The organism is Actinomycetospora succinea, assembly GCF_004363095.1.
Lineage (GTDB): Bacteria > Actinomycetota > Actinomycetes > Mycobacteriales > Pseudonocardiaceae > Actinomycetospora > Actinomycetospora succinea.
The window spans coordinates 487,261-512,356 of the sequence record NZ_SNYO01000004.1; the positions used below are offsets into that span (position 1 = coordinate 487,261).

Annotated in this window: 27 protein-coding genes; 7 read left to right on the forward strand and 20 right to left on the reverse strand. The window is 74.8% G+C overall.

From position 1 onward, the window contains the following. Position 1 precedes the first annotated feature (1 nt). On the forward strand, positions 2 to 1,561 hold the full coding sequence (locus EV188_RS17485) for an FAD-dependent monooxygenase (protein ID WP_133827531.1): 1,560 nt from the start codon (positions 2 to 4) through the stop codon (positions 1,559 to 1,561). Here EV188_RS17485 and EV188_RS17490 read toward each other — a convergent pair. The 12 genes from EV188_RS17490 to EV188_RS17545 all read right to left on the reverse strand — a co-directional run bounded on the left by EV188_RS17490 (position 1,525) and on the right by EV188_RS17545 (position 11,365). After that, positions 1,525 to 2,481, reverse strand: a complete 957-nt coding sequence (locus EV188_RS17490) for a helix-turn-helix transcriptional regulator (protein WP_133827532.1) — start codon at positions 2,479 to 2,481, stop codon at positions 1,525 to 1,527. The genes EV188_RS17485 and EV188_RS17490 overlap by 37 nt on opposite strands. Positions 2,482 to 2,552: 71 nt before the next feature. Next, complete coding sequence (locus EV188_RS17495; RefSeq protein ID WP_166659935.1) at positions 2,553 to 3,533, reverse strand: alpha/beta fold hydrolase; 981 nt, start codon at positions 3,531 to 3,533, stop codon at positions 2,553 to 2,555. A 25-nt stretch (positions 3,534 to 3,558) separates the two neighbouring features. Next, on the reverse strand, positions 3,559 to 4,110 hold the full coding sequence (locus tag EV188_RS17500; RefSeq protein ID WP_133827534.1) for a Clp protease N-terminal domain-containing protein: 552 nt from the start codon (positions 4,108 to 4,110) through the stop codon (positions 3,559 to 3,561). 57 nt (positions 4,111 to 4,167) lie between these two features. Continuing rightward, entirely contained in the window at positions 4,168 to 5,220 is a 1,053-nt protein-coding gene (locus EV188_RS17505; protein WP_133827535.1) for a hypothetical protein, read from the reverse strand. 105 nt (positions 5,221 to 5,325) lie between these two features. Then, entirely contained in the window at positions 5,326 to 6,744 is a 1,419-nt protein-coding gene (locus EV188_RS17510; protein WP_133827536.1) for an amidase, read from the reverse strand. After that, positions 6,741 to 6,938 (reverse strand): hypothetical protein, encoded by a 198-nt coding sequence (locus EV188_RS17515; RefSeq protein WP_133827537.1) that lies wholly within the window; start codon positions 6,936 to 6,938, stop codon positions 6,741 to 6,743. Before EV188_RS17515 ends, EV188_RS17510 begins: the two co-directional genes overlap by 4 nt. Next, positions 6,935 to 7,348: a nitrile hydratase accessory protein gene (locus tag EV188_RS17520; protein WP_243741778.1), complete on the reverse strand. Its 414-nt coding sequence runs from the start codon at positions 7,346 to 7,348 to the stop codon at positions 6,935 to 6,937. The genes EV188_RS17515 and EV188_RS17520 overlap by 4 nt, the downstream gene beginning before the upstream one ends. Positions 7,349 to 7,359: 11 nt before the next feature. Next, entirely contained in the window at positions 7,360 to 7,989 is a 630-nt protein-coding gene (gene nthA, locus EV188_RS17525; RefSeq protein ID WP_208114244.1) for a nitrile hydratase subunit alpha, read from the reverse strand. 31 nt (positions 7,990 to 8,020) lie between these two features. Beyond that, a complete protein-coding gene (gene nthB, locus EV188_RS17530; RefSeq protein ID WP_133827539.1) occupies positions 8,021 to 8,701 on the reverse strand; it encodes a nitrile hydratase subunit beta in 681 nt (226 codons plus the stop codon). A gap of 110 nt (positions 8,702 to 8,811) precedes the next feature. Continuing rightward, the gene (locus EV188_RS17535) at positions 8,812 to 10,251 is read right to left on the reverse strand and encodes an ABC transporter substrate-binding protein (protein WP_133827540.1); all 1,440 of its coding nucleotides are present in this window, start codon (positions 10,249 to 10,251) and stop codon (positions 8,812 to 8,814) included. Positions 10,252 to 10,271: 20 nt separating this feature from the next. Next, on the reverse strand, positions 10,272 to 10,622 hold the full coding sequence (locus EV188_RS17540) for an ArsR/SmtB family transcription factor (RefSeq protein ID WP_133827541.1): 351 nt from the start codon (positions 10,620 to 10,622) through the stop codon (positions 10,272 to 10,274). 74 nt (positions 10,623 to 10,696) lie between these two features. Then, positions 10,697 to 11,365 carry a hypothetical protein gene (locus tag EV188_RS17545; protein ID WP_133827542.1) on the reverse strand — a complete coding sequence of 223 codons (669 nt, stop codon included), beginning with the start codon at positions 11,363 to 11,365 and terminating at the stop codon, positions 10,697 to 10,699. Positions 11,366 to 11,507: 142 nt separating this feature from the next. On the opposite strand from EV188_RS17545, the gene EV188_RS17550 reads away from it, so the two are divergent. Then, a complete protein-coding gene (locus EV188_RS17550; protein WP_133827543.1) occupies positions 11,508 to 12,341 on the forward strand; it encodes an SAM-dependent methyltransferase in 834 nt (277 codons plus the stop codon). Positions 12,342 to 12,345: 4 nt separating this feature from the next. Here the strand turns inward: EV188_RS17550 and EV188_RS17555 are convergent, their stop codons facing one another. The 7 genes from EV188_RS17555 to EV188_RS17585 form a co-directional block, all read right to left on the reverse strand. Then, positions 12,346 to 13,089, reverse strand: a complete 744-nt coding sequence (locus EV188_RS17555; protein ID WP_133827544.1) for a GAF and ANTAR domain-containing protein — start codon at positions 13,087 to 13,089, stop codon at positions 12,346 to 12,348. Between the two features lie 101 nt (positions 13,090 to 13,190). Beyond that, the gene (locus EV188_RS17560; protein ID WP_166659936.1) at positions 13,191 to 13,784 is read right to left on the reverse strand and encodes an ANTAR domain-containing protein; all 594 of its coding nucleotides are present in this window, start codon (positions 13,782 to 13,784) and stop codon (positions 13,191 to 13,193) included. A 304-nt stretch (positions 13,785 to 14,088) separates the two neighbouring features. Continuing rightward, positions 14,089 to 14,829 (reverse strand): GAF and ANTAR domain-containing protein, encoded by a 741-nt coding sequence (locus EV188_RS17565; RefSeq protein ID WP_133827546.1) that lies wholly within the window; start codon positions 14,827 to 14,829, stop codon positions 14,089 to 14,091. Between the two features lie 110 nt (positions 14,830 to 14,939). Next, positions 14,940 to 15,746: an SDR family NAD(P)-dependent oxidoreductase gene (locus tag EV188_RS17570; RefSeq protein ID WP_133827547.1), complete on the reverse strand. Its 807-nt coding sequence runs from the start codon at positions 15,744 to 15,746 to the stop codon at positions 14,940 to 14,942. Between the two features lie 41 nt (positions 15,747 to 15,787). Continuing rightward, on the reverse strand, positions 15,788 to 16,111 hold the full coding sequence (locus EV188_RS17575; protein WP_133827548.1) for a putative quinol monooxygenase: 324 nt from the start codon (positions 16,109 to 16,111) through the stop codon (positions 15,788 to 15,790). A 105-nt stretch (positions 16,112 to 16,216) separates the two neighbouring features. After that, entirely contained in the window at positions 16,217 to 16,987 is a 771-nt protein-coding gene (locus EV188_RS17580) for a class I SAM-dependent methyltransferase (protein ID WP_208114245.1), read from the reverse strand. Beyond that, positions 16,984 to 18,063, reverse strand: a complete 1,080-nt coding sequence (locus EV188_RS17585) for a methylenetetrahydrofolate reductase C-terminal domain-containing protein (protein ID WP_341770774.1) — start codon at positions 18,061 to 18,063, stop codon at positions 16,984 to 16,986. The genes EV188_RS17580 and EV188_RS17585 overlap by 4 nt, the downstream gene beginning before the upstream one ends. A gap of 117 nt (positions 18,064 to 18,180) precedes the next feature. On the opposite strand from EV188_RS17585, the gene EV188_RS17590 reads away from it, so the two are divergent. From EV188_RS17590 to EV188_RS17605, 4 genes are read left to right on the forward strand one after another with little or no spacing between them, the layout of a single operon-like run. Beyond that, complete coding sequence (locus EV188_RS17590) at positions 18,181 to 19,179, forward strand: carbon-nitrogen hydrolase family protein (protein WP_133827550.1); 999 nt, start codon at positions 18,181 to 18,183, stop codon at positions 19,177 to 19,179. 15 nt (positions 19,180 to 19,194) lie between these two features. Beyond that, positions 19,195 to 20,007 (forward strand): sulfite exporter TauE/SafE family protein, encoded by an 813-nt coding sequence (locus tag EV188_RS17595; protein ID WP_133827551.1) that lies wholly within the window; start codon positions 19,195 to 19,197, stop codon positions 20,005 to 20,007. 10 nt (positions 20,008 to 20,017) lie between these two features. Further along, entirely contained in the window at positions 20,018 to 20,785 is a 768-nt protein-coding gene (locus tag EV188_RS17600; RefSeq protein ID WP_133827552.1) for an SGNH/GDSL hydrolase family protein, read from the forward strand. Beyond that, the gene (locus EV188_RS17605; protein WP_481726160.1) at positions 20,746 to 21,627 is read left to right on the forward strand and encodes a formylglycine-generating enzyme family protein; all 882 of its coding nucleotides are present in this window, start codon (positions 20,746 to 20,748) and stop codon (positions 21,625 to 21,627) included. The genes EV188_RS17600 and EV188_RS17605 overlap by 40 nt, the downstream gene beginning before the upstream one ends. Positions 21,628 to 21,631: 4 nt before the next feature. On the opposite strand, the gene EV188_RS17610 is transcribed toward EV188_RS17605, so the two are convergent. Then, positions 21,632 to 23,983 (reverse strand): arylsulfatase, encoded by a 2,352-nt coding sequence (locus EV188_RS17610; RefSeq protein ID WP_243741780.1) that lies wholly within the window; start codon positions 23,981 to 23,983, stop codon positions 21,632 to 21,634. A 72-nt stretch (positions 23,984 to 24,055) separates the two neighbouring features. On the opposite strand from EV188_RS17610, the gene EV188_RS17615 reads away from it, so the two are divergent. Then, positions 24,056 to 24,979 carry a LysR family transcriptional regulator gene (locus EV188_RS17615; protein ID WP_133827554.1) on the forward strand — a complete coding sequence of 308 codons (924 nt, stop codon included), beginning with the start codon at positions 24,056 to 24,058 and terminating at the stop codon, positions 24,977 to 24,979. Positions 24,980 to 25,096 lie beyond the last annotated feature (117 nt).

The window sequence follows — 25,096 nt, forward strand, 5'->3', positions numbered from 1 at the left end:
CGTGCTTCCCGAGCGCACACAGGTCCTCGTCGCCGGTGGCGGGCCGGTCGGGCTCGCCACCGCCGTCGAGCTCGGCCGGCGCGGCGTCGAGTGCGTCGTCGTCGAACCCCGCACCGAGGTGTCCCACAGCCGCCCGCGCTGCAAGACCGTCAACGTCCGCACGATGGAGCACCTGCGGCGCTGGGGGATCGCCGACCGGCTCCGGGAGCGGGCCCCGCTGCCGGTGGCGTGGTCGCAGGACGTCGTCTTCTGCACGTCGCTCTCGGGGCACGAGCTCTCCCGCTTCACCGGGGTGCTCGGCCTCGCGCCGGAGCCGGGGCGCTGCGCCGAGCCCGGGCAGCAGGCGCCGCAGTACGTGCTCGAGGAGCTGCTGCGCGAGGTCGTCGGCGAGCTCGCGCCGTGCACCCTGGCGACCGGTCACCGGGTCGTCGGCCTCGCGCAGGACGACGACGCGGTGCGGGTCGAGGTCGCCGACGGGGCGGGGGAGTGCCGGACGATCACGGCCGCCTACGTCGTCGGGTGCGACGGGCCGCGCAGCGTGGTGCGCGACCAGATCGGCGCCGATTACGAGGGCGAGCACGCGCTGCGGCCGAACTTCGGGATGGTCGTGCGCGCGCCGGGCCTGTGGTCGCACGTGCGCCACGGCCCCGCGGTGCAGTACTGGACGGTCAACCCGGCGGCGCCGAGCCTGATGGGTCCGCTCGACCGGGACGGGACCTGGTGGGTCATCGCGTTCGGCGTCGAGCGCGAGGCCGGGCACGCCCGGGCCCGCGAGATCGTCGACGCCGTAGCGGGCGTGCCGGTCGCGTCCGAGGTCCTGTCGACCGACCCGTGGACCGCGCGCATGCAGCTCGTCGACCGGGCCCGGGACCGGCGGGTGTTCCTCGCCGGGGACGCCGCGCACCTCAACCCGCCCTTCGGTGGGCACGGGCTCAACACCGGCGTCGGCGACGCGGTCGACCTGGGCTGGAAGCTCGCGGCGGTCCTGCGGGGCTGGGGCGGTCCCGAGCTGCTCGCGAGCTACGAGGCCGAGCGCCGTCCCGTGCAGGAGCGGGTGGTCCGCGCGGCCGAGGACAACATGAGGACGCTCTCGACCGACCTGCTCGACGACGACCTCGACCGCGACGACGCCGCGGGCTCCGCCGCTCGGGACGCCGCCCACCGCCGGATCCAGGAGACCAAGGCGGCCGAGTTCCACGCGCTCGACCTCGTCCTCGACGTCGTCCACGACCGCTCGCCGGTGATCGCCGCGGGGGCCGGCGACCGCCTCCCGCACGCCTGGGTCGCGCCGGGGCACTCGCGCTACGACGACCTGGGCCCGGAGCTGACGCTGCTCGGGCCCGGCGGCGCGGCGACCGAGGCGTTCACGGCCGCGGCCCGCACGCGCGGCGTCGACCTGCGGATCCTCGAGGCGCCCGGACCGGAGCTCCTGCTCGTGCGTCCCGACCAGCACGTCGCCTGGCGGGGCGACGCGGCGACGGCCGACGCGGACGCCGTCGTCGCGCGGGCCTGCGGGGGACGCGCCTACCGCCCCAGCGTCTCCGCGGGCGAGCACCCGTAGACCCGGCGGTAGGTCGCCGAGAAACGGCCCGGGTTCGAGAAGCCCCACCGGAAGGCGATGGCGGCGACGGTGAGGCCGCCCGCGGGGTCGGCGGCCTCCAGGTCGCGGTGGGCGCGCTCGAGGCGCACCTGGCGCAGGTAGGCCAGGGGCGTCTCGCCGCGATGGCGGCGGAAGGCCGCCTGCAGCCCGCGCGGGCCCATCCGGGCGGCCTCGGCGACCTCGGTGACCGTGACGTCCTCGTCGGCGTGGGCGTCGATGTACGCCATCGCCCGGCGGACCGTGGCCGGCTCGCCGGAGTCGCGGCCGTGGGCCTCGTGGTCGAGCGTGCTGTTCGGGAACACCGTGAGCGCCGCGCGGGCGAGCCGCTGCAGGGCCTCCCGGCGCAGCAGCGGCAGCGCCATCAGGTCGTCGTGGGCGAGCAGGTCGTCCTCGACGTGGGAGACGAGTGTCGTCCACCAGCGGGCGTGGGCCGGCGAGATCGCGGTCATCGTGCCGAACGCGACCTCGTCCGGGGCGAGGCCGGAGACCTCGGCGCCGACGCGGGCGACCTCGTCGAGGTCGAGGGTGGTCATCCGCAGGTGGCCCGCCCAGCGCGAGGCGTACGGCGACCAGGTCGGCGCGAGCACCAGGTCGGTGGCGGCCTGGTGGCCGCGGGCGTCGCGGACGTCGACCTCGCCGTCGACGACCTCGACGGCGGTGAGGGCGGGGGTCGGTTCGGCCTGCGCCTCGATGCGCGCGGCATGGCGCATGTGGGTCACGCCGAACGTCTCGACGGACGCCGTGACCAGCGAGAACTCGAACCCGTGGCGCTCGATCGGCCCGGCGCGGAAACGTGCGTACGCCTGCTGGTGGGCGACGGCCTCGTCCGGGTCGGTGGTGTGCACCCGGCGGCGCAGCACGGCGCCGTCGAGGTCGTTCATCGCGGGACCTTCCGCTGACGGTGGACGATCACCGTAACGCCGTCACCCGTTCGCGGCATGGGCACCTTCGCTCACCGTCCACCGAATGCGTCGAGCCCCGGGCGGAGCGCAGCGGCGAAGCGCTCGGGGTCGCCGAGCAGCGCGAGGTGGCGGGCGCCGGGCAGCTCCGTGACGAGGTCGGTGCGCAGGCGGGCCGCCATGGCCGTCGCCTCGGGGCGGCCGAAGCTCCCGTCCTCGCTGCTGTAGACGATCGCGGTGGGCACGGCCACGGTGCTCTCCTGCGCGTCGGTGAGGCCGATGAGGGGGCTGCGCAGGACGGTGACCATCGCGTCCACGCCGCCCGGCAGGAGGAACGGCGCGCGCCACCGGTCGATCGCCGCGTCGTCGGTCGGGCAGCCGGGGCCGCACTGCGCGGCGACGATCGAGCGGATCGGGGCGCGGTGCCGCACGACGGCGGTGACCGCGGCCGGGGCGATCGGGTCGACGAGGACCCAGCGGGCCCCACCGCCCGCGCTCGTGCGATCGGCGCCGAAGTACGGGGTGCCGTCGCCGTTCGCGGCGATCACGCCGCTGATCGAGGCGGGCGCCCGCAGCGCCCAGGACAGCGCGATCGCGACCCCGGACGAGTGCCCGACGACGACCGGCCGCTCCAGGTGCAGCGCGGCGAGGACGCCGCCGAGCTGGTCGGTGTCGGCGGCGAGGTCGTAGGGCGGCACGCGGTCGGTGAACCCGAACCCGCGCACGTCGTAGGCGTAGACGTCCCGGTCGGCGGCGAGCAGCGGCGCGACCCGCGACCAGACGTACGTCGACTCCGCGAACCCGTGGACCAGCACCAGCGGCGGCCGCCCGGACGGCTGCGCGGCCGGCCAGTGCTCGACGTGGGTGCGCACGCCCGCGGCGTCGACGTCGAACCCCGGTGCGGCGACGTCGAGGCGGACCGGGCGGAGCCGGTCCCAGCCGAGGTAGGCCCCCGAGGCGGCGAACAGCAGCACGACGAGCACGAGGAGGGTCAGCCCGATCCGCCGCGCCCACCGCCCGAGTCCCCGCCGCACGGGATCATCTTCGCCGACCGGGCGGTCAGTGCGGCCCTGCCGGGTCCGGCTCGGCCAGCCGGGCGACGAGCCGGGTGGTGTGGGGCGGGACGTCGAGGCGGGCGAGCACCGACCGGGCGGCTCCGGTGCCCTCGCCCTCGACCAGCGCGGCGAGCAGGCGCCGGCGCAGCACGCTGCGGGCGCGGGGATCGGTGCTGCGGTCGGGACGCACCCAGCCGTCGAACCGCGTGTCGCCGGCCGCGTCGTCGCGCAGCGCGCGCAGGGCGTGGTCCGCGCCGTCGCTCAGGCGCAGCTGGTCGGTCGTCGGCAGGAGACCGGGCCGGGCGCCGATGCCGGCGCGCACCGGGGGGCCGATGTCGCGCTGCACGACGGAGAAGTCGATCCCGGCGTCGTGCGCCAGGCGCCGCGCGACGGGGTCGAGCAGGCTCGCGAGCAGCAGGTGCTCGGTGCCCACGCGCACCGACCCGAGCCGTTCGGCCTCCTGCAGCGCGCCCAGCCCGCGCGCCCAGGCGACCAGCTCGGGGTCGTCGGGACTGCCGCCCTCGAGGGGCGCCGCGTCACCTGCCCCGGACAGCACGGCGCCAGCCTGCCAGCCTGCGGCCGGGAGGGGTACGCCCCGCGCAGCTCGTGGTGATCACGGAGGCCGGGCGGCGCCCTCGGAGACGGACTCGGTGACGGTCTCCGTCTCGGTGTCCTCGCCGTTCTCCGTCTCCGTCTCGGTCACCGAGAACTCCGTCCGCGCCGGGCGCGGCCGGGAGACGATGACCTGCGCGATGCCGACCGCGAGCACCCCGATCGTCAGCAGGCGCTCGACGGGCGGGAGCGGGACGTACCAGCCGTAGACCTGGGTGGCGAGAGCGACCAGTTGGGCGCCGAGGGGCAGGGCGATCGCCGGGAAGCCGGTGATCTCCCGCGGCGGGCGCCGCCCCGCGGGCGGTCGGCAGGCGCCGACCGCGAAGGCGAGCGCGCCCGCGCTCCAGAGGAAGTCGTACGGCCCGTCGTGGGACACCACGTCGGCGGCGGTGAGGCTGTACGCGGAGTCGGCGACCGTGAAGCAGAGCAGGCCGAGGCCGACCCAGGGCCAGCTGCCCACGAGCCGCCAGGAGATCAGCGGCAGGGTGCCCAGCAGCCCCCCGAACAGCAGGATGTCGCCGAGCGGGTAGGCGACGGTGATGATCTGGCCGAGGGGATCGAGCGGGGCGGTCGCCGCCACCGGCACGATCACCAGCAGCACGCCCGGCGTCGCCACGACGAGCACGAGGACGAAGCCGTCGAGCCAGCGGTGCCACGGGACGTCGGTCACCCGGGCGCGCACCATGAACACGAGCCCCGCCAGGAACAGCGGGTAGGTCGCGAGGTACAGCGGGTCGGTCGGGTTCGGGGTCGGGACGTCGCCGCTGCCCGAGTAGAGGACGACCCACAGGATGTCGGCGAGGGCGAAGACGAGCAGCGCCGTGGTGAAGCAGAACCAGGCCCGTCGCGCCGGTCCCCCCGCGGGCCGCAGGAAGGCACCCCACAAGCAGATCCCGGCGGAGGCGAGGATCAGCGTGGAGTGCAGCCAGTTGTCGACGATCGGCAGGTCGGTGGTGTGGGGCCCCCGGGTCCGGAGCTGGTGGGTCGCCTCGACGACGAGCCCGAGGCCCAGCACGGCCGCGACGGCGCGGGGTCTCGTCCACGGGTTCCGCACGATCCGCCCCCCATGGCTCGCGGCTGCCCGTCGGCACGCCGGTACCGGTCTGCTTCTACCGGTCCGGCGGCGCCGAGGCCAAGGCCCTGCGCGACAAGCGGGCGACTATCCCCCGGACACCAGCGGCGGGACCTGCTCGTGGAACGCCGTGCGCGTCTGGAACGCCGCCGCCGCGCGCAGCAGCGTCGCCTCCTCGAACGGCCGCCCGATGAGCTGCAGGCCGACGGGGAGCCCGTCCGGGTCGAACCCGCAGGGCACGCTGATCGCCGGGAGCCCGGTCAGGGACGGCAGGCCCGTGAACTGCATGATCGCCGACAGCATGTCCTCCGGGACGCCCGGATCGATCTCCACGGTGACCTCGCCGAGCGGGGTGGCCGTGAAGGGCAGCGTCGGGCACAGGAGCACGTCGGCGTGGGCGAGCGCCGCCAGCGTCTGCCGGCGCAGGAGCGCGCGGTAGCGCTGGGCCTGGAGGTACTGCGTGGCGAGCAGCAGCTCGCCGGCCTCGAGGAGCAGGCGCACGTCCTCGCCGTAGTCGTCGGGCCGCTCGCGCAGCCAGCGCTGGTGGTACGTGCTCGGCTCGGCCGCCTCCACCGTGAGCTGCGCGGAGATGTTGCCCTCGATGTCGGCGATCGCGACGTCGACGGGGTGCGCGCCGAGGGAGGCGAGGACGCCGAGCGCGTCACGGACCGCCTTGTCCACCGCCGGCTGGAGGTGGTGCAGCGAGTAGCCCTCGATGATGCCGACGCGCAGCCCGTCGGCGCCGCGGTCGAGCTCGCCGACGTAGTCGGCGACGGGGTGCTCGACCGAGCCCGCGTCGTCGGGGTCGAACCCGGCCAGCGCGCCGAACAGCAGCGCACAGTCGGCGGCCGTCCGCGCCATCGGGCCGACGGTGTCCATGCTCCAGGCCAGCGGCACGACGCCGGCGTTGCTGACCCGCCCGATGGTCGGCCGCAGCCCGGTGACGCCGTTGAGCGCCGAGGGCAGCCGCACCGAGCCGCCGGTGTCGGTGCCGAGCGCGCCGGCGCAGGCCCGGGTCGCGACCGCGACGCCGGAGCCGCCGCTCGAGCCGCCGGGCATCCGCGTGGTGTCCCAGGGGTTGGTGACGAAGCCGTAGTGCGGGTTCGCCGAGGTCCCGCCCCACGCGAACTCGTGCATGTTCGTCTTGCCGACGATGATCGCGCCGGCCGCGCGCAGCCGGCGGACCACGGCGGCGTCGGCCGCGGGACGGTGGTCGGCGAGCACCTTGCTGCCCGCCGTCGTGACCTCTCCGGCGACGTCGATGTTGTCCTTGAGCGCGATCGGGATCCCGTGCAGCGGTCCGAGCCGGTGGCCGGCGTTGATCATCGTCTCGCTGGCCCGCGCGACCTCGCGGGCCTGCTCGCCGGCGACGGAGATGTAGGCGTTGGTCCCCTCGATCGCCGCGATGCGTTCGAGCGTCGCGTCCACCAGCTCGACCGGCGAGAGCTCGCGCGCCGCGACGAGCCGGGCGGACTCCGTCAGTGTGCGGTCGAGCAGCTCGCTCACGGCTCCACCTGCCCGAACACCGTCGCCGGCGCCACGTCGCGCACCGACTCCGCCTGCATCCGCGTGCTCAGGGCGTTCGCCGCCGGCACCCAGGCGCCGAGCAGGGCGGCGATCGCGGCGGCGTGGTCCTCGTCGAGCGGGAGCCCGGCGAGGGCCGCGGCGGCGACGACCCCGTCGGGGGAGACGGCGCTCATGCGCCCGGCACCACGGCGACCGGCTCCCGCACGGCGTGGTGGTGGTCGGTCGTCGGCGGCTGGTCGAGGATCTCCTGCGTGCGGGAGTCGAGCTCGGCGCCCGTGAGCCAGCCCTTGCCCTGCGCCAGCTCACCGAGCGCCGCGAGCCAGCGCTCGTAGTAGCTCCACCCCGCGAGGTCCGTCTGCGCCGCCTCCCACCGCTGGATCGCCGCGATGAGCTCGGACTGGAACTCCTCCCACGGGAAGCCCAGCTCCTCGTGCAGCGCGACGGTCATCGCGAACGCGCGGATCTCCCACGCCTGGTCGAAGGCCATCTCGCCGTCGTGGCGGGGGATGCGGTCGGAGAACGGCAGCACGTCGACCAGGGAGTCGACGCGGGGCTTGGTCTCGGGCGCGGGACGTTCGTTCATCGTCTGCACGCTCAGACCCCCGGCCTGGTCACGTCACCCACGCCGATGAGCGCGTCCCGGGTGACCAGCTCGGCGAGCTGCTCCTCGGTCCAGCCGTCGGTGCCCGCGGGGCGCATGGGGAGCACCCAGTAGCGCAGCTCGGCGCTGGAGTCCCAGACCCGCACCTCGACGCTGTCGGGCAGGTCGAGGCCGAACTCCTCCATGACCCCGCGGGGGTCGCGGACGGCACGGGACCGGTAGGCCGGGTACTTGTACCAGTTCGGCGGCAGCCCGAGGACCGGCCACGGGTAGCAGGAGCACAGGGTGCAGACGACGAGGTGGTGGACGTCCGGGGTGTTCTCGAGGACGGTCATCTCCTCGCCCTGCATGCCGCCGAAGCCCAGCTCCTGGCAGGCCTTCGTGGCGTCGGCGAGCAGGCGCTCCTTGAACTCCGGGTCGGTCCACGCCTTCGCGACGATCGAGGCGCCGATCTGCGGGCCGACCTCGTTCTCGTAGACCGAGGACATGTAGTCGATCGCGTCGGACCCGATGAGGCCCTTCTCGACGAGGATCGCCTCCATGGCCTTGGCGCGGGCGGCGAGCTCCGCGTCGCTGTGCATGCTCAGACCCTCGACGGGCTGGATCTTCTGGTCGACCGACATGGCCGCTTGTCTCCTCTCGGGGGCGTGCTGGTCAGGCGGTGGTGAGGTAGGGCTCCCACAGGTCGATGTGGACGACCGTGTTCGCGCTGCCGGCCTCGGCGCCCCACAGCTCCTCGGCCGTGAACCGCACGGTGTAGAGGTGCTCGGGGTTCTCGCCCTCGCCGGTCGCGTGGGTGTCGGGGTAGACGTAGGCGCCGTGGGCATGGGTGACCACGCCGACGTGCCCGCGGACGTAGCCGGCGCGGCGGGTGTGCGTGGTCGAGGCGTCGGCCAGGACGCGCACCGTGTCGCCGACCGCGTACCGCGGTGCGGCGTCGACCTCGCGGCGGTAGTCGTCGCCGTGCGCGATGAGGCCCGCCAGCGCCTCCACCTGCTCGGGCTTGGACGCCTTGGGTGCCTCCTCCTCGGGGTGCTCGAGGTAGTGCCGCGTGCGCGCCGCCAGGTCCTCGCGGTCGAAGATCCCCGCGGCCGTCCCGTGGAGCACCATCGAGTGCATCCAGTGCTCGTAGTAGCGCGAGGTCAGGTACTCCGCGGCCGGTATCTGCTCCATGCCCGAGCGGAACGCGTCGAGGTTGAAGGCCCCGGCCATGGCCATCGCCGGGAACATGGTGAGCACCGAGCGCTCCCAGTCCGACCCGAACACCGGCTCGGAGGGCGGGTGGACGACGGGGCCGTGCCCGTGCTTGCCGCCGAGGTCGTGGATGCCGTCCATGGACGTCCTTTCGGGTGGAGGGGCACGCAGACCGTAGGAACCTCCCCGAAAACACGTCAATACTCAGCGACGTATCCACGTGTTTCGGTCCCGTGACGACGGGACGTCGGTCAGCGCCCGCCGGCGACCGCGTCGACGATCTCCAGCCCGCCCGGCCCCGCCTCGGCGACGTAGAGGCGCGGGGCGACGAGGTCGCGCGCGCCGATCGTGTCGTCGCGCCGGGTCGGACGCCGCGCCGCGAGCGCGACGCCGTGCGCGGCCGTGGTGCCGTCGGGGTCGACGTGCAGCACGCGGGCATAGCGGTGGATCGCCTCGTAGACCGTCTCCGAGAGCGCGGTCACCGGCGGCGCCCAGGAGCCGTAGGCCTCGCGGTAGCGCGCGAGCAGGCCGTCGTTGCCGGGCAGCGGGTTGTCCTGGAAGTAGCCCAGGGCGGTCTGCAGCCCGGTGCCCGCGCGCGGGCCGATGTGGGCGAGCGTCGACTCCTCGAGCGTGAGCGACACGGTGCGCGTCGAGCGTCGGAGCCCGGCGGCCTCGCTCTGGCGCTCGAACGCGACCTCGTCGGCCCCGACGAGGGTGCTGAGCACGAGGTCGGCGCCGGAGTGCGCGATGCGCTCGATGGTGTCGCCGAAGTCGGTGGTGCCGAGCGGGGCCAGCTCCTCGCCCGCCACCTGACCGCCGGCGTGCGCCACCGCCCGGTACGCGGCCGCGTGCGCGCCGTGGGACCACACGTAGCTCTGGCCCACGAAGAACCAGCGGCGGGCGTCGGCGCGGCGCATCGCGGGCGCGACGAGGGCGTCGAGCTGCGCGGACGGCCGCTCCCCGAAGCGCACGGCGGTGGGGGAGTCGCCGCCGCCCTCGTTGATGACGGTGTGCACGACCAGCACGCCGCGCCCCTCGAGCACCCGGCGCACGGCGTCGAAGCTCGCCGAGGTGGCGTTGACGAACACCGCCCGGCACCCGAGCCGCGCCATCCGCTCCGCCTCGAGGGCCGCCTGCTCCGCGTCGGTGGCGTCGTCGGCGGTGAGCAGCTGGACCCGGCGGCCCGCGACGCCGCCGTCGTCGTTGATCTCGTCGACGGCGAGCCGGGCCATGAGCTCGGCCGACATGGAGTACACCGCGCCGGGCCCGGACGCCGTGGTGATCGCCCCGAGGCGCACGGCCCCGTCGTCCGGCGGCTCGGGCAGCGGGACGCCGCGGCGGTGCAGCAGCCACTCCACGCCCTCGGGCGGGACGCTCGCGCGCACCTGGACGCGGGTGCCGCGCGACCCGGCGGGGGCGAAGCGCAGGCTCAGGCGCCCGCGCCAGGGCTGGGTGTGCTCGATCTCGACGGCGGCCGCCGGGGCCACGCGGGTGATGCGGCCCAGGACGTCGACGCCGCCGGTGCCGCCGCGCTCGTCGAGCGGCAGCCGCATCGACACGATCGCCCCGGCCGCCACGGCGTCGCAGCGGGCCCCGAACAGCCATCCCTCGCTGCCGGCCGTCCCGAACAGCGCGAACACCTCGGGCGGGGCGAGCGCCACCGTCCGCTCCGCCGCGACGGTCGTGTGCATCGGGTCCCCGGCTCCGCGTCCTAGCCGGTGCCGCGCTCGCGGTCGGGGTCCACCGCGGCCGGGGCCGGCGGGGAGTCGTCGATCTCGTCGACCGCCTGCCGCAGGATCGACTGCAGGTAGGTGAAGGCCTCGCGCACCGCGCCCTCGGTGTCGAGCGAGTAGTAGCGGTTCCGGCCCTCGCGGCGCTCCCGCACGATCCCCGAGGTGCGCAGGAGACGCAGGTGGCTCGACACGGTGGTGCGACCGACCGTGCCCACGCGCTCGGCGAGCGCGTTCACCGGGAGCTCGCCCTCCTCCCCGAGCACGGACAGGATGCGCCGCCGCACCCGGTCGGACAGGGCGTCGAACGCGAGGTCCTCCTTCGGGTCCACCTCCGGAACGTAGCACCGGTCGACGGGTGTCGACCCTTGCGCGCACCGGCCCGGTCGTCCAGGGGACAGTCGGCTCAGGCCGCGGCGAGCACGAGCGTCGCCGCGGTCAGGAGCCACATCACGACCGCCGCGGCGAGGACGAGCAGGAGCGCCGTCGGGCGTCCCGCGCGGCCCGGTCCCGAGGACAGCTCGTGCAGGACGCCGTCGACCAGGTCGACCGGGGACTCCGTCCCGTCCGCCGCCGCCCGCACCGCGTCCCGCAGGGCGTCCGCCCGGTCGCGGCGCTCCGAGAGCCCGGCGGCCAGGGCCCGCAGCGACGTCGCGGACCGGCGCACGGGCACGCCGTAGCGGGCGGCCAGCCGCGTGCACGTCGCCTCGTCGACGTCCGGACCGGCCAGGAGCAGGCGGGGGACGCCGCGCGAGGCGCGCCACCCCTGGGTGCCCTCCAGGAGATCCCCGTACAGCGCGACGCAGCCGAGGACCGCGCCCGGCCCGTCGTGCCCGACCACCCCCAGCGGGTCGGCCACCGCGTACAGCCCGCACCGACAGCCCTCGGCCGGGACCGCGCCGGGGTCGTGCCGCCCGCTCGTGCACCGGGCGTGCGTCGCCCGACCCGGCGACCAGCGCGTCCCCTGCACCGGCGCGACCAGCTCGGGCCCGCCGGGCCGCTGGACGACGCGCCAGGCGCGCCACCCGACGACGACGCCGGCCAGGTCCGGGACCGCGAGCGCATCCGTCGCCATGGTTCTCCCCCCACCCGGGTCCAGGGTCGCGCTCGCCGGGGCCGGGGACAAGGCACGGGTGTCGATCTCCGTGCCCTCGATCACCGGGCCGCTATCGTGGGGCCGCCGACCGACCCACGACGCGTGATGAGGGATCCGACTGATGGCCGTCTCGAGGACCGGTGACGGTCGCGCCCCCGCGGACGTCGACACGAGCGTGGCGAGCATCGCCCGCGTGTACGACTACGCGCTCGGCGGCAAGGACCACTACGAGGCCGACCGGCAGACGATCGAGCAGGTCCGCAAGGTCGCGCCCGAGGTCCCGCTCCTGGCCGTCGACAACCGGGCCTTCCTCATCCGCGCGCTGCGCTTCCTCGCCACCCAGACCGACGTCACCCAGTTCCTCGACCTCGGCTCCGGGCTCCCGACGGCGGAGAACACCCACCAGGTGGTGCAGCGGCTGCGGCCCGAGGCCCGCGTGGTGTACGTCGACAACGACCCGTCGGTGGTCGCGCACGGGCGGGCGCTGCTCGAGGACAACGAGTTCACGATGTTCAGCGCGGCGGACATCTTCGACCCGCGCGGCGTCCTCGACGACCCCGCGATCCGCAGTTTCCTGGACTTCGACCAGCCGATCGCGCTGATCCAGAACGGCACCCTGCACCACCACGACGACCCGGCGCGCTCCCCGCAGAGCATCATGGGCGAGTACGTGGACGCCCTGGCGTCGGGCTCGTTCGTGGTGCTGGCGCACTTCTTCGACCCCGAGGACGGCGACAGCACCCTCGCCCGCCGCATGGAGGACGTCTTCGTGCACAGCCCGATGGGCAGCGGCGTGTTCCGGACGCGGGCCGACATCCAGGCGATGTTCCCCGGCCTGGAGATGGTCGAGCCCGGGCTCGTGATCTGCGCGAGCTGGTGGCCGGACGGCCCGCTGCTCAAGCCCCTCGACCCCGTGCAGCGCTGCATCGTCGGCGGCGTGGGGCGCAAGCCCTGACGGTCTAGCGTCGCTGGGGCCGCGGCCCGGCCTCGGCCCGCTTGCTCCTTGCCTCGCCGACGAGCCACGTCGCGACGTCCACGAGCTTGACGTTCGTCTCCTGCGAGGAGTCGACCAGCATCTGGAACGCCTCGTCGTCGTCGACGGTGAAGCGCTCCATGAGGATGCCCTTGGCCTGCCCGATGACGTCCCGGCTCGCGAGCGCCTGGCCGAGGTCGGCGGCGTGCTCGGCGCCGTGCAGCAGCGTCGCCGCCTGGACGCCGAACAGGCCGGCGGTCAGTTCCGCGGAGGCATCGAAGACGTCCGGGGTGCGGCTGTAGAGGTTCAGCGCGGAGCGCCGACGCCCGTGCAGGGACAGCTGCACCGACATCATCGCCCGGAAGCCGGCCTCCACGCAGCGGGGGGCGAAGACCGGCCACCGCTCCCCGTCCGCCCCGGCGAGGTCCTGGGCGACCACGATGCCGGCCTCGGGCGGGTCGTCGGCGGCGGTGATGCACGGGCCCTGTCCGAGATCGGACTGCAGCCGGTCCAGGTCGTAGACCGCCGGGTCGGTGGCGTGGCTGGAGCGCACCGTGCCTTCCTCGGTGCGCGAGATGCCCCCGCCCTCGACGCCGGGGATCGTGTCCACCGCGGCGTGCACCAGCTTGGTGACCGTCGCCTCGAAATCGCGGATGCTGCGGTTCTCGGTGAGCTGCTCGGCGGCGGAGCGCAGCGACTTCACCAGTCGTTCGTGCTCGGGGTCGTCCATGACCGCGTCCTCGGGTCGGGGTCGACCGGACCGCGGGCTCGTCCGGATGGCGGGCCCTGGTGTCGACCCATCGCCGACCGTACAAGATGTGCGTCTACTGTCTATCGAACACCGTTGCCGAGGTCGAACGGGAGCCCGGTCTCCCGGTACGCGGCGTCCCGGACGCGACCGGCGATCTCCACCATCCCGAGCCCGGTGTCGTCCGAGACCCGCACGAGCGCGTCGAGGGCGGCCTCGACCTCGACGCCGGTCCGGCCGGCGAGGATGCCGACGGCCTGGGCGATGAGGTCCCGGCCGGTCGGGGAGGGGCGGGCGGTGTCCGTGCCGGTGCGTGCGTCCACATCCGTGGCGGCCGCGCCGTGGACCAGCGTGGCCGCGCGCGCCGCGAAGAACCTGGCGACCTCCCGGGCCGGGGCGTCGAAGACGTTCGGGCGGGTCGCGTAGAGGTTGAGGGCTCCGGCCCTCCCGCGCGCGGAACCGAGCCCGACCGAGAGGATCGAGTGGAAGCCCGCGTCGAGGGCGTAGCGGGCGAAGCCCGGCCAGCGGACGGCGTCGAGGCCGTCGAGGTCGTCGGCGAGGACGTAGCCGACGGGCGGCGGGTGGTCGGCGGCGCTGATGCAGGGGCCCTCGTACCAGTCGCCCTGCAGGCGGTCGAGCGTGCGGACGGCGGCCGTCGTGGGGACGTGCGAGCCCACGTGGCCGTCCCGGGTCACCGTGACGCCCGCGGCCTCGGTCCCCGGGATCGACCGCACGGCGGCGCGGACGAGCGCGGCCAGCGTCTGCTCGTCGTCGGGGTCCGGTGCGGGCCCGCGCGGGTCGTCGCCGACGTCGTCGATCTCGATGGCGCGCCCCCTCGCGGGTCGGCGTGGCGTGCCGGTCTGCGCGGTCGGGCACGCCTCGTGGTCGCGGCGGGGGGTCCGGGGCAGCCGTGAGGGGTCGACAGCTCGCTCGCTGTCGTGACACTAGCGCTCGCTGTCCGTCCGGGGTCGCCCCCGTGGGTCAGGACGGCGTCGACCGGCCGGTCCCGGTCTCGTCGACGAGCCATCGCGCCACGTCGTTGAGCTTGACGTTGGTGTCCTGGGAGGACTTCACGAGCAGCGCGAAGGCCTCGTCGCCGTCGAGGGCGAAACGCTCCATGAGGATGCCCTTCGCCTGCCCGATGACGTCCCGGGTCGCGAGCGCGACGCCGAGGTCGTGGGCGTGGTCGGCGCCGTAGAGCAGCGCGGACGCGTGGCTGGCGAAGAGCCCGGCCGTGACGATCGCGGTGGAGTCGAACGCGTCCGGGGTCGCGGCGTACAGGTTGAGCGCCGCGCGGGTGCCGTCGCGCGGACCGGTCAGCGAGACCGAGAGCATCGAGCGGAACCCGGCCTCGACGGCGCGCGGCGCGAACCGCGGCCACCGCGCCGCGTCGTCGCCCGCGAGGTCGCGGGCGAGCATGACGCCGTTCTCGGGCGGGCGCTCGGCGGCCTCGACGCACGGGCCCTCGTCGAGCTCGTTCTGCAGCAGGTCGAGCTCGTCGACGGCGCCGGTCGTCGCATGGCTGGTGTGCACGTCGCCGTCCGAGGTCCGGGAGAGCCCGCCGCCGACGGCGGGCGGGACGAGGCTGACCGCGGACGCGACCAGTTGCGAGAGGAGGGCCTCGCGGTCGCGGATGCTGCGCTTGCCGATCAGGTCGCGGGAGACCGTCCGCAGTGTCACCAGGAGGTCGTTCTCCCGGGCCGCCAGGCCGTCCGACGTCATGGGCAGCGTCCTTCGAGAAGGTCCGGCGGTGGGGAGACCCGGCCGCGCCAGCCGACAAGAGGGACGACTGGTTGACCCGACGTCAGCGTACAAGGTGCTCGCTGAACGTCTCAACGCGGCGCCGGACGTGTGCCCTCCGCGTGTCGCGCGGCCTTGACGGGCTCGGGCGTCGCCCGGTTGTCGACCGCCTGCTGCTGCGTGGCGTCGTCGCCGCCGACCACGTGGTCCTCGCCCGCGAACAGCGCGTCGATGCCCTGGCGCGCGACGAGGGTCCGGTCGTTCTTCCAGCTGTTGTCGCCGTAGACGGTGTCGCCCATCCCGGCGTTGTGGTGGAACGCCGAGTCGGTCGCGCCGGGCAGCAGCGCGGTCACGCCGACGCCGTGCTCGCGCAGCTCCTCGCGCAGCGACTCGGCGAACGAGAACCCGAAGGCCTTCGTGGGCCCGTAGACGGTCTCGTAGGGCGTGGGGGTGGTGGCCGAGACCGACGAGACGACGAGGATGCGCCGCTCGCCCCGCTCCGGGCCCTGGGCGAGCATCGCGCGGGTGACGCGCTTGGCCAGGTGGACCAGGCCGGTGCAGTTGATCGCGATCATGCGCAGCTCGTCGTCGAGGTCGGTGTCGGCGAACGCGCCGCCGATGCCGATCCCCACGTTGAGGCACGCGACGTTCAGCGGCCGGTCGAGGTCGGCGACGAACCGCCAGAACCCCTCGACGCCGTCGAAGGTCGCGGCGTCGGCCCGGTACGGGTACGCGGTGACGCCGTGCTCCTGCTCGAGCTGCCGGGCGCTGTCGTGGACGCGGTCGCTCTGTCCCGAGATCGCGACGTCGTGGCCGCGCCCGGCGAGCTCGCGGGCCAGCTCGAGGCCGATGCCGGACGAGCCGCCGGTGACGAGGGCGAGGGGGCGTGCAGGTGCCATGACCCCGCCCTACCCACGGGCGGGGTGGCCCCGAACCTGCGTCAGCGCGGCTGGATCTCGCCCATCGGACCGAAGCCGTCGTGCGGCGTGTCGATGTAGAGGATCTGCGGCTGCGCCGAGACCAGGTCGGGCATGCGCTCGAAGAAGTTCTTCACGTACGGCTGCTGGACGTGGACCGCGCCGGCGTCGGAGTCCCGGAATCCCTCGATGCAGACGTACTCGTTCTCGTCGGTGAGGCTGCGCGAGAACTTGAAGTACAGGCAGCCCTCCTCGGCGTTGACGTCCTTGGCGTACGAGTCGGCCAGGGCCAGCCAGTCGTCCGTCCTCTCCGGGCGGATGGGGATCACGATGTTGATGACGATCATGCGGGCGCTCCCTGGGACGTCGACGTCGGCGCCGTCATCGTCGTGACGGGCCGGGCGACGGTCAAGATCGCGGCGCGACGTGCAGAAGGTCGTCGGCGTGCCGCGTCACACCGCCGTGGCGTGCAGCAGCACCGTCACCACGTCGCCGCGCTCCATCACCCGGCCCAGGACGTCCTCCTGGTCGTGGGCCTGGCGCCACTGCGGGTGGTCGCCGTGGTCGCGGCGCACCACGGCGTCGACGGCGTCGGCGCGGGCGACCCAGTCCTGCGGCGCGCCGGGCAGCGCCGCGCCGTCGACCTGGTCGTCGACGCGGAAGCCGGTCGCCTCGAGGTCGGCGTGCAGCGAGGACCGGGTCGGGAAGTCGTTGCCCTCGGGGCTCTCGGTGAGCTCGCGGTCGGCCACGAGCACCAGGAGGCCGAGCTTGCCGCCCGGGCGCAGGACGCGGTGCAGCTCGGCGAGGACGTCCCGCTTGTCGGGCGTCGTGCACAGCACCCCGAGCAGCCAGGCCGCGGCCATCGAGCCGTCGGGCAGGGGGAGGTCCTGGGACCAGGCGGCCACGCCGGGCAGGCCGAAGAGCCGCCGGGACGCCGCGGCGGCGTGGGTCATGGGCTCGGCGAGCAGCGCGGTCCCGCGCCAGCGGTCGTGGAGATACCCGGTGAGCCACGCGGCGGGACCGCCGAGACCCGCGCCGGCGTCGAGGAACGGCGCGTCGCCCTCGAGGCCGAGGCCCTCGGCGAGCCAGGCCAGCTCCGGCGGCGACCCGCTCCCGCGGCACGCCGCGGGGATCGCGTGGCCCGGCCCGAGCTCGGCGATCGCCTCCTCGGTCCACGCGGCGACGGTGTCGAACTCCGCCTCCATCGGGGTGGCTTCGCTCATCGTTCGACCTTCCGTACGCGGCGGGCGATCTCGGCCTGGATCTCGGCGGCCTCGACGTGACCTGCCGAGGAGGCCCGCCCGGAGAGGTTGACGCCGACGACCCCGGGCACGGCGAGCAGCGCCTCGGCCTCGTCGACGGCCGCGTCGATGCCGGCCGCCACCGGGTCCGGGGCGTCGAGGACGGCGGCGACCTTCGCGGGGTCCATCGCGAGCCCCGGGAACGCGAGCAGCGAGTCGGCGGCGGGCTCGTCGGTGAACACCGCGACCGCACCGAGGACGGGCAGGTCGACGCCGAGGCGGCGGGCGGCGCGCAGGAAGTCGTCCAGCTCGGCGGGGTCGGCGACGTGGTTGGACACGGCCAGCGAGGCGCCGGCGCGCTGCTTCTCGGCGAGCACCCGCACGCGCGCCTCCCGGGGCGGGGCGGACGGGGTGATCGCCACGGTCGCGGCGAGCCCGGTGCTCGCGGCGAGGTGGGCCAGGCGGGTCGCGTCCAGGTCGAAGACCTGGGTGACGCCCGGGCGGACGTCGGGACCCCGGATGTCGCCGGTGACGCACAGGACCCCTTCGACGCCGAGCGCGGCCAGACCGGCCAGCTCCTGCTCGAGGACCACGCGGTTGCGGTCGCGGCAGGTCAGGGTCATCCACGGGTGCCCGCCGACGGCCCGCAGCTCCGCCGCGACGAACGTCGGGGGGAAGGTCGGCTGGTGGTGGATGTCGCCGGAGAGCACCGCGTCCGACACCGGGGCCACGATCTGCGCGGCGGTGCGCAGGGCCGGCAGGTCGAACGAGGGCACGCTGAGGTCGGTGAGCACGACCGGCGACTCCCGCGCCCGGGCGAGCATGCCGTCGGGGAGGGTGCCCGCCCGCGCACCGACCGCCGGACCGGGCCACGGCGGCACCCGCTCGTCGCCGTCGACCCAGGGGCAGGGGAGCGCGGCGTCGAGCTCGCACCCGCCGTCGTGGCGGACCCCGCCGCAGGGTCCGAACACCATGCGCTTGGGACAGCCCTCTCGGGGGGCGGCGGCCGCGGTGGTGGAGCCGTCGTTCACCGTCGCGCGATGCCCGATCCGGGGCACGCGTCAAACGAGGTGTGGCACGCGCTGCGAGTCGCGGTGGCACGCCGCGTCAGTCCCGGGCGGCGTTCCTCGGCCACGCTCGGGCGACCCGGAGCTGCCGGAGGACAGGAGGACCCCATGGCCCACGTGGTGCGCGCGGCGGCGGTGCAGGCCGAGCCGCGGTGGCTGGATCTCGACGCCGGCGTCGAGCACATGATCGGCTACATCGCCGACGCGGCCGCGCGGGGCGCGCAGCTCGTCGCGTTCCCGGAGACCTTCATCCCCGGCTACCCGTGGTGGATCTGGCTGGACACGCCGGCCGCGGGCATGGCGTTCGTGCCCCGCTACGCCGAGAGCTCCATGACCCGCGACGGGCAGGAGATGCGCCGGCTCGCCGCCGCGGCGGCCGAGCACCGCATCCACGTCGTGTTCGGGTTCAGCGAGCGCGCGGGCGGCAGCCTGTACATGTCGCAGGCGTTCCTGTCCGACACCGGCGCCGTCATCAGCGTCCGGCGCAAGCTCAAGCCGACCCACGTCGAGCGGTCGGTGTTCGGCGAGGGCGACGGCAGCGACATCCAGGTCCACGACACCGCGCTGGGCCGGGTCGGCGCGCTGAACTGCTGGGAGCACTTCCAGCCGCTGACGAAGTACGCCATGTACTCGCTCGGCGAGCAGATCCACGTCGGCGCCTGGCCCAGCTTCTCGGTCTACCGGGGCGGCGCGCGGGCGCTCGGGCCCGAGGTCAACAACGCCGCCAGCCTCGTCTACGCCGTCGAGGGCCAGACGTTCGTCGTCGCCCCGTGCGCGGTGGTGGGGCAGGCCGGGCACGACGTCTTCTGCGACACCGAGCACAAGCGACAGCTCCTGCTGCAGGGCGGCGGGTTCGCGCGGATCTTCGGCCCCGAGGGCAGCCCGCTGGGCGAGGACCTGGCCGAGACCGACGAGGGCCTGGTCGTCGCCGACCTGGACTTCTCGATGATCGCCATCGCGAAGTCCGCCGCCGACCCGGTGGGCCACTACTCGCGCCCGGACGTGCTGCGCCTGCTCATCAACCGCGCGCCGACGCCGGTGGTCGTCGAGCGCGAGACGCCGATGCCCGGCTTCGTCGACGCCGACCGGCTCAGCCCCGCGGAGTAGGGCAATCTCCGTCGGGTGAGGTCACGGGAGCGGGGCTCGACCGCGGGGATCGCGACCATCGGCGTGGTCGGCGGCGCCGTCGGCGGGCTGATCGGCGGGGGCGCCGGGGTGCTGTACGTCCCGGCGCTCGACCGCTTCACGTCGATGAGCCGGGCGCGCGTGCACGGCACCTCGACGATCGCGCAGATCGGCCTCTGCGTGGCCGGTGTCCTCGCGTACGCCGTCGGCGGCGGCGCGATCGACCTGCGCGTCGGGATCCCGATGATGATCGGCGGGACGCTCGGCGGGTTCCTCGGGCCGTGGCTGCTGGCCCGCTCGTCGGAGACGGTGCTGCGCGTGCTGCTGATCGCGATCCTGGTGCTCACCGCGCTCAAGTTCGCGATCGACGCCTTCGGCCCGCCGCTGTTCACCCACGCGCTGGTGTCGCCCGGCCTGCTCGCGAACCCGTGGTTCTTCCTGCCGACGGCCGTCCTCGTCGGGGTCGTGGTCGGGGCGTGGGCGGGGGCGATGGGTCTCGGCGGCGGCCTGCTCGCCGTGCCGGCGATGGTGCTGCTGTTCGGTGTCGAGCTGCACGTCGCGGCCGGGACGTCGCTGCTGATGTTCATCCCGAACTCGGTGGTCGGCTCCTGGGTGCACGTCCGGCAGGGCACGGCCTCGGCGCGCTGGGGCTGGCTCCTCGGGCTGGCCTCCGTGCCGGGCGTGATCGCCGGCGCCCTGCTGGGGCTCGCCCTCGACACCGAGGTGCTCGGCCTCGTCTTCGGCACGTTCGCGCTGCTGATGGCCGTCCGGGAGATCGTCGCGCTGGCCCGCCGGCGACCGGGGACGTAGAAACGACCCCGTGCACTTCGCGGCGATCGGGGACAGCTTCACCGAGGGTGTGGGCGACGAGCAGGCGGACGGCTCCACCCGGGGCTGGGCCGACCTCGTGGCGGCCGGTCTGGCGCGGACGCGGGGCGAGCCCGTCGGGTACGCGAATCTGGCCGTGCGGGGCCGCCTGCTCGCGCCGATCGTCACCGACCAGCTCGACGCCGCCCTGGCGCTCGACCCGCCGCCGACGCTGCTGACCCTCAACGGGGGCGGCAACGACATGCTGCGCCGACACATCCAGGTCGCCGACCTGGTCGCGCTCACCGAGCAGGCGGTCCGGCGCTGCCGCGACGCCGGGGTGCGCGTCGTGCTCATCGCGGGGGCGGACCCGTCCGCGCGACTCCCGCTCGGCGGCGTCGTGCGCCGGCGCGGCGAGGCGCTCACCGCGGGCGTCGCCGAGCTCGCCGCGCGGTACGGGACCGACTTCGTCGACGTCTTCCACGACGCCGAGATCCGCCACCGCCCCGGGTACTGGTCGGCCGACCGGCTGCACCTCGGCCCCGCCGGGCACCGCCGCGTCGCCGGGCTGATCCTCGCGGCGCTGGGCGAGGACCCGGCGCCGATCGACCCCGTCGCCGACGGGCCGGCGCGCCACCCGCTCGCCGAGCTGCGGTACTACCGCGAGCACGTCGTCCCGTGGGTGGCGCGGCGGCTGCGCGGCCACTCCTCGGGCGACGGCCGCGACGGCAAGCACGTGTCGTGGGTGTCGGTGGCGCCGCAGGAGACGCGCGCCCGGTGAGCCAGCTCCTCCTGCCCGCCGGCACGTTCGCGATGGGCGACCACCACGGCGACGGCGATCCCGGCGACGGCGAGCGCCCGGTGCACCGCGTCGCCGTCTCGGCGTTCGCGATGGACGCCACCGCGGTCACCAACGCGTCCTTCGCGCGCTTCGCCAAGGACACCGGGTACGTCACCGACGCCGAGCGCTGGGGGTCGTCGGGCGTCTTCCACCTGGCGTTCTCCGGCGACCGCACCGACGTCCTGACCAGCGTCGACGGTGCCCCGTGGTGGCTCGCGGTGCGCGGGGCGTGCTGGAAGCACCCCGAGGGCCCGGGGTCGTCGATCGGCGACCGCGCGCAGCACCCCGTCGTGCACGTGTCGTGGAACGACGCCACCGCGTACTGCGCGTGGGCGGGCAAGCGGCTCCCGACCGAGGCGGAGTGGGAGTACGCCGCCCGCGGCGGGCTCGAGGGCGCGCGCTTCCCGTGGGGCGACATCATCGGGAAGAGGTGGCCGCTGAACATCTGGCAGGGCCGCTTCCCGACCGAGAACACCCGCGACGACGGCTACCTGACCACGGCGCCGGTCAAGACCTACCGGCCCAACGGGCTCGGGCTCTGGCAGGCCGTCGGCAACGTCTGGGAGTGGTGCGCCGACCGGTTCGCCGCCGACTGGTACGCCCGGTCCCCGGAGCAGGACCCCGTCGGCCCGGAGGAGGGCGACGCGCGGGTCATGCGGGGCGGCTCCTACCTGTGCCACGACTCGTACTGCAACCGCTACCGGGTCGCGGCGCGCACCTCGAACACGCCGGAGTCGAGCTCGGGGAACCTGGGGTTCCGGTGCGCCGGGGTCGTCTCGTGACGACTCAGTGTGAGGCCATGACCCGGTGGCGCAGACCGGCCTCGTCCTGCTCCCGGTCCGCGCCCGTGAGGTCCACGCGCACCGTGTGCACGCGGCCGGTGAACGCGTTGTCGCCCGCCGGGTAGTCGTCGGTGACCGGGGTGCCGAGGTCGACGCCCACGTCGAAGGTCTCGTCGAAGGAGAAGTAGTACGGGATCGTCGCGTCGACCCGCACGGTGCCGACCTCGTGCCCGTCGACCCGCAGCGTCGCGACGCCGCCCTTCCCGACGCCGCCGCCGTCGTAGGTGAAGTCCATCCGCACCTCGTGGCGTCCGGGGCCCATCGCGTGCTCGGCGCGGATCGTGTGCCGGCGCATCGCGAAGTGGTTGTAGACGTAGCAGGCGCGCCCGTCGAGGACGTAGAGCGCCCAGCCGCCGAAGCGCCCGCCCTGGGACACGAGGACGCCCGTCCCGCCGGAGCCGGGCGCCTCGATGTCCGCGACCACCGCGTGCGAGCGGTTCTTGACGTTGGGGGTGGTCTCCTCGATGAGGCGGCGGGTCGATCCCCGGTAGGTGACCGACGCGCGGTCGCCGACGAGGTCGAGACGGCCCGCGAGCTGCGGGTTCTCCCGTTCGGTGACACGGTCGTCGAGCGGGAACACCTGGTACTTGGCGGCCTCGACGAGGAACAGGTCGCGCAGCCGCGCGAGGGTCTCGGGGTGCTCGGCGGCGACGTCGTGGGCCTGGCTCGGGTCGGCGGTGGTGTCGTAGAGCTCCCAGACGTCCTCGCGGAACGCGCCGCTGCGCGTCGGCACCATCTCCCACGGGATGCCGTGACGGGTCACCGCCGTCCAGCCCTCGTGGTAGATGCCGCGGTTGCCGCACATCTCGAAGTACTGCGTGCGGCGGCGGTCCGGGGCCTGCGGGTCGCCGAACGAGTAGCGCATGCTCGTGCCCTCGATCGGCTGCTGCGCGACGCCGTCCACGCTGGTCGGCTGCGGGATGCCCGCGCACTCCAGGATCGTCGGCAGCACGTCGCTGACGTGGTGGAACTGGTGGCGCAGGCCGCCGCCGTCGGTGATGCCCCGCGGCCAGTGCACGACGAGCCCGTCGCGGGTGCCGCCGAAGTGGGAGGCCACCTGCTTGGTCCACTGGTAGGGCGTGTTCATCGCGAGCGCCCACCCCACCGGGGCGATGGGGTAGCTCGCCGGCCCGCCGATCTCGTCGAGGTGGCCGATCATGTCGGCGGGGTCGTCGACGAGGCCGTGCCCGAGGCGGTGCTCGACGTGCGTGCCCTCGATGCCGCCCTCGCCCGAGGCGCCGTTGTCGCCGAGCAGGTACACGAACACCGTGTCGTCCAGCTCGCCGAGCGCCTCGAGCTCGGCGACGAACCGCCCGAGCTGGGTGTCGGCGTGCTCGGTGAACCCGGCGAACGTCTCCATGAACCGCGCGCCGAGACGTCGCCGGTCGGCGTCGAGGTCGTCCCAGTGCGGCACGCCGTCCGGCCACGGCGAGAGCTCGGCGTGCGGGGGCACCACGCCCAGCGCCCGCTGCCGTGCCAGCGTCGTCTCGCGGAGCTCGTCCCAGCCACCGTCGAACTCGCCGCGGTAGCGCTCCCGCCACCCGGGCGCCACGTGCAGCGGCGCGTGCGAGGCGCCGAAGGCGAGGTAGGTGAAGAACGGGCGGTCGGGCGTCATGGTCCGCTGCGTGTGCACCCAGTCGACGGCGCGGTCGACCAGGTCCTCCGAGAGGTGGTAGCCGTCCTCGGGCCGCCGCGAGGGCTCGACGGGCGTCGTGCCCTCGTAGAGCAGCGGGTACCAGTGGTTCATCTCGCAGGCCATGAAGCCGTAGAAGTGGTCGAACCCCTCGCCGGTGGGCCAGCGGTCGAACGGGCCGACGGGGCTGATCTCGGCCGGCGGGGTCTGGTGCCACTTGCCGAACGCCGCGGTGCTGTAGCCGTTGCCCTGCAGCGTGCGCGCGAGCGTGGCCGCGCTGCGCGGGCGGAAGCCGGTGTAGCCGGGCGCGGAGGTCGCCATCTCGGTGGTGGCGCCCATGCCGACGGAGTGGTGGTTGCGCCCGGTCATGAGCGACTGGCGGGTCGGCGAGCACAGCGCGGTGACGTGGAAGCGCGTGTAGCGCAGGCCGTCGGCGGCGAGGCGGTCGGCGGTCGGCATCCGGCAGGGGCCGCCGAAGGCGCTGGAGCTGCCGAACCCGAGGTCGTCGAGCACCACGAGCACGACGTTGGGGGCGCCCTCCGGGGCGGCGGTGGGGCGCACCGGCTCGAACGCGCCCTCCTGCTCGTCGATCCCGAGGGCCGTCACCACGTCCTGCCGCACGTCGGGCTGGGGCAGGACACGGCGATCGTTCGGGATGCTCACGGGTCCAGCTTCCGTCCCGCGATCATTCGTGTCCACTGGACGTTTGCGCACGACGGTGTTCAGCTGTGACGCATGGAGCTCTCGCTGCGCCGGCTGCGGACGCTGCGCGAGGTCGCCCGGCGCGGCGGGGTCAACGCGGCCGCCGCGTCGCTGCACTACTCGCCGTCCGCGGTGTCCCAGCAGCTGGAGGCGCTGGCGGCCGAGGTCGGCGCGCCGGTGCTCGAGCGGCGGGGCCGGGGCGTGCGGCTGACCCCGGTCGGGCGCGTGCTCACCGAGCACGCCGACATCCTGCTCGCCGCCGAGCAGCGGGCGTGCGCGGCGGTCGAGGGCGCCCGGCAGACGCTGACCGCGCGCCTCGAGGTCGGGGTGTTCGCCGCGGCCGCCGCGTCGCTGCTGCCCGCCGTGATGGCCGACCTGGACGCCCACCAGCCCGGCATCACCCTCGACAGCTTCGAGATCGACACCGACGACGCCGTCACCGACCTGCGCCACGGCCAGCTCGACCTCGCACTCCTGCTCGACTACCCCGACGCCCCCGAGCCCTGGTCCGGCGACCTCGCCGTCGTCCCGCTCGGCCTCGACCGCATCCACCTCGCCGCCCCGGCCGACAGCACCTACGAGGCCGGCGTCGACCTCGCCGAGCTGGCGCACGAGAACTGGATCATCTCGGGCCCGCGGACCTACTACGGCCGCGCCGTGCGCAGCGCCTGCCGCCGCGCCGGCTTCGACCCGGTGGTCCGCCACCACGTCGACGGCCTGGCCACCGCGCTGGCCATGGTCGCCGCCGGCCTCGGCGTCACGCTCGCCAGCGACCTCGGCCGCGTCTTCGCCCCGCCCGACGGCGTGCGCATCGTGCCGTTCGAGCAGCCGCTGCGCCGCGCGATCGTCGTCGCCCACCTCCCGCACGCCGACGACCGCCCCACCGTCCGCGCGGTCATCGACGCCCTCACCCGCGCCGCCGCGGCCCAGGGCCTCGGCCCCGTCGACGCGGCGTGACACGAGCACTACCGAGTACGAGCGATGCGGCATCGCTGGCATGTGACGCCAGGATCGCCACATCCTCGCTGCGCGACACGCCGGAGTTCGCGTGGGCCCGAGCGGCGCAGGAGATCA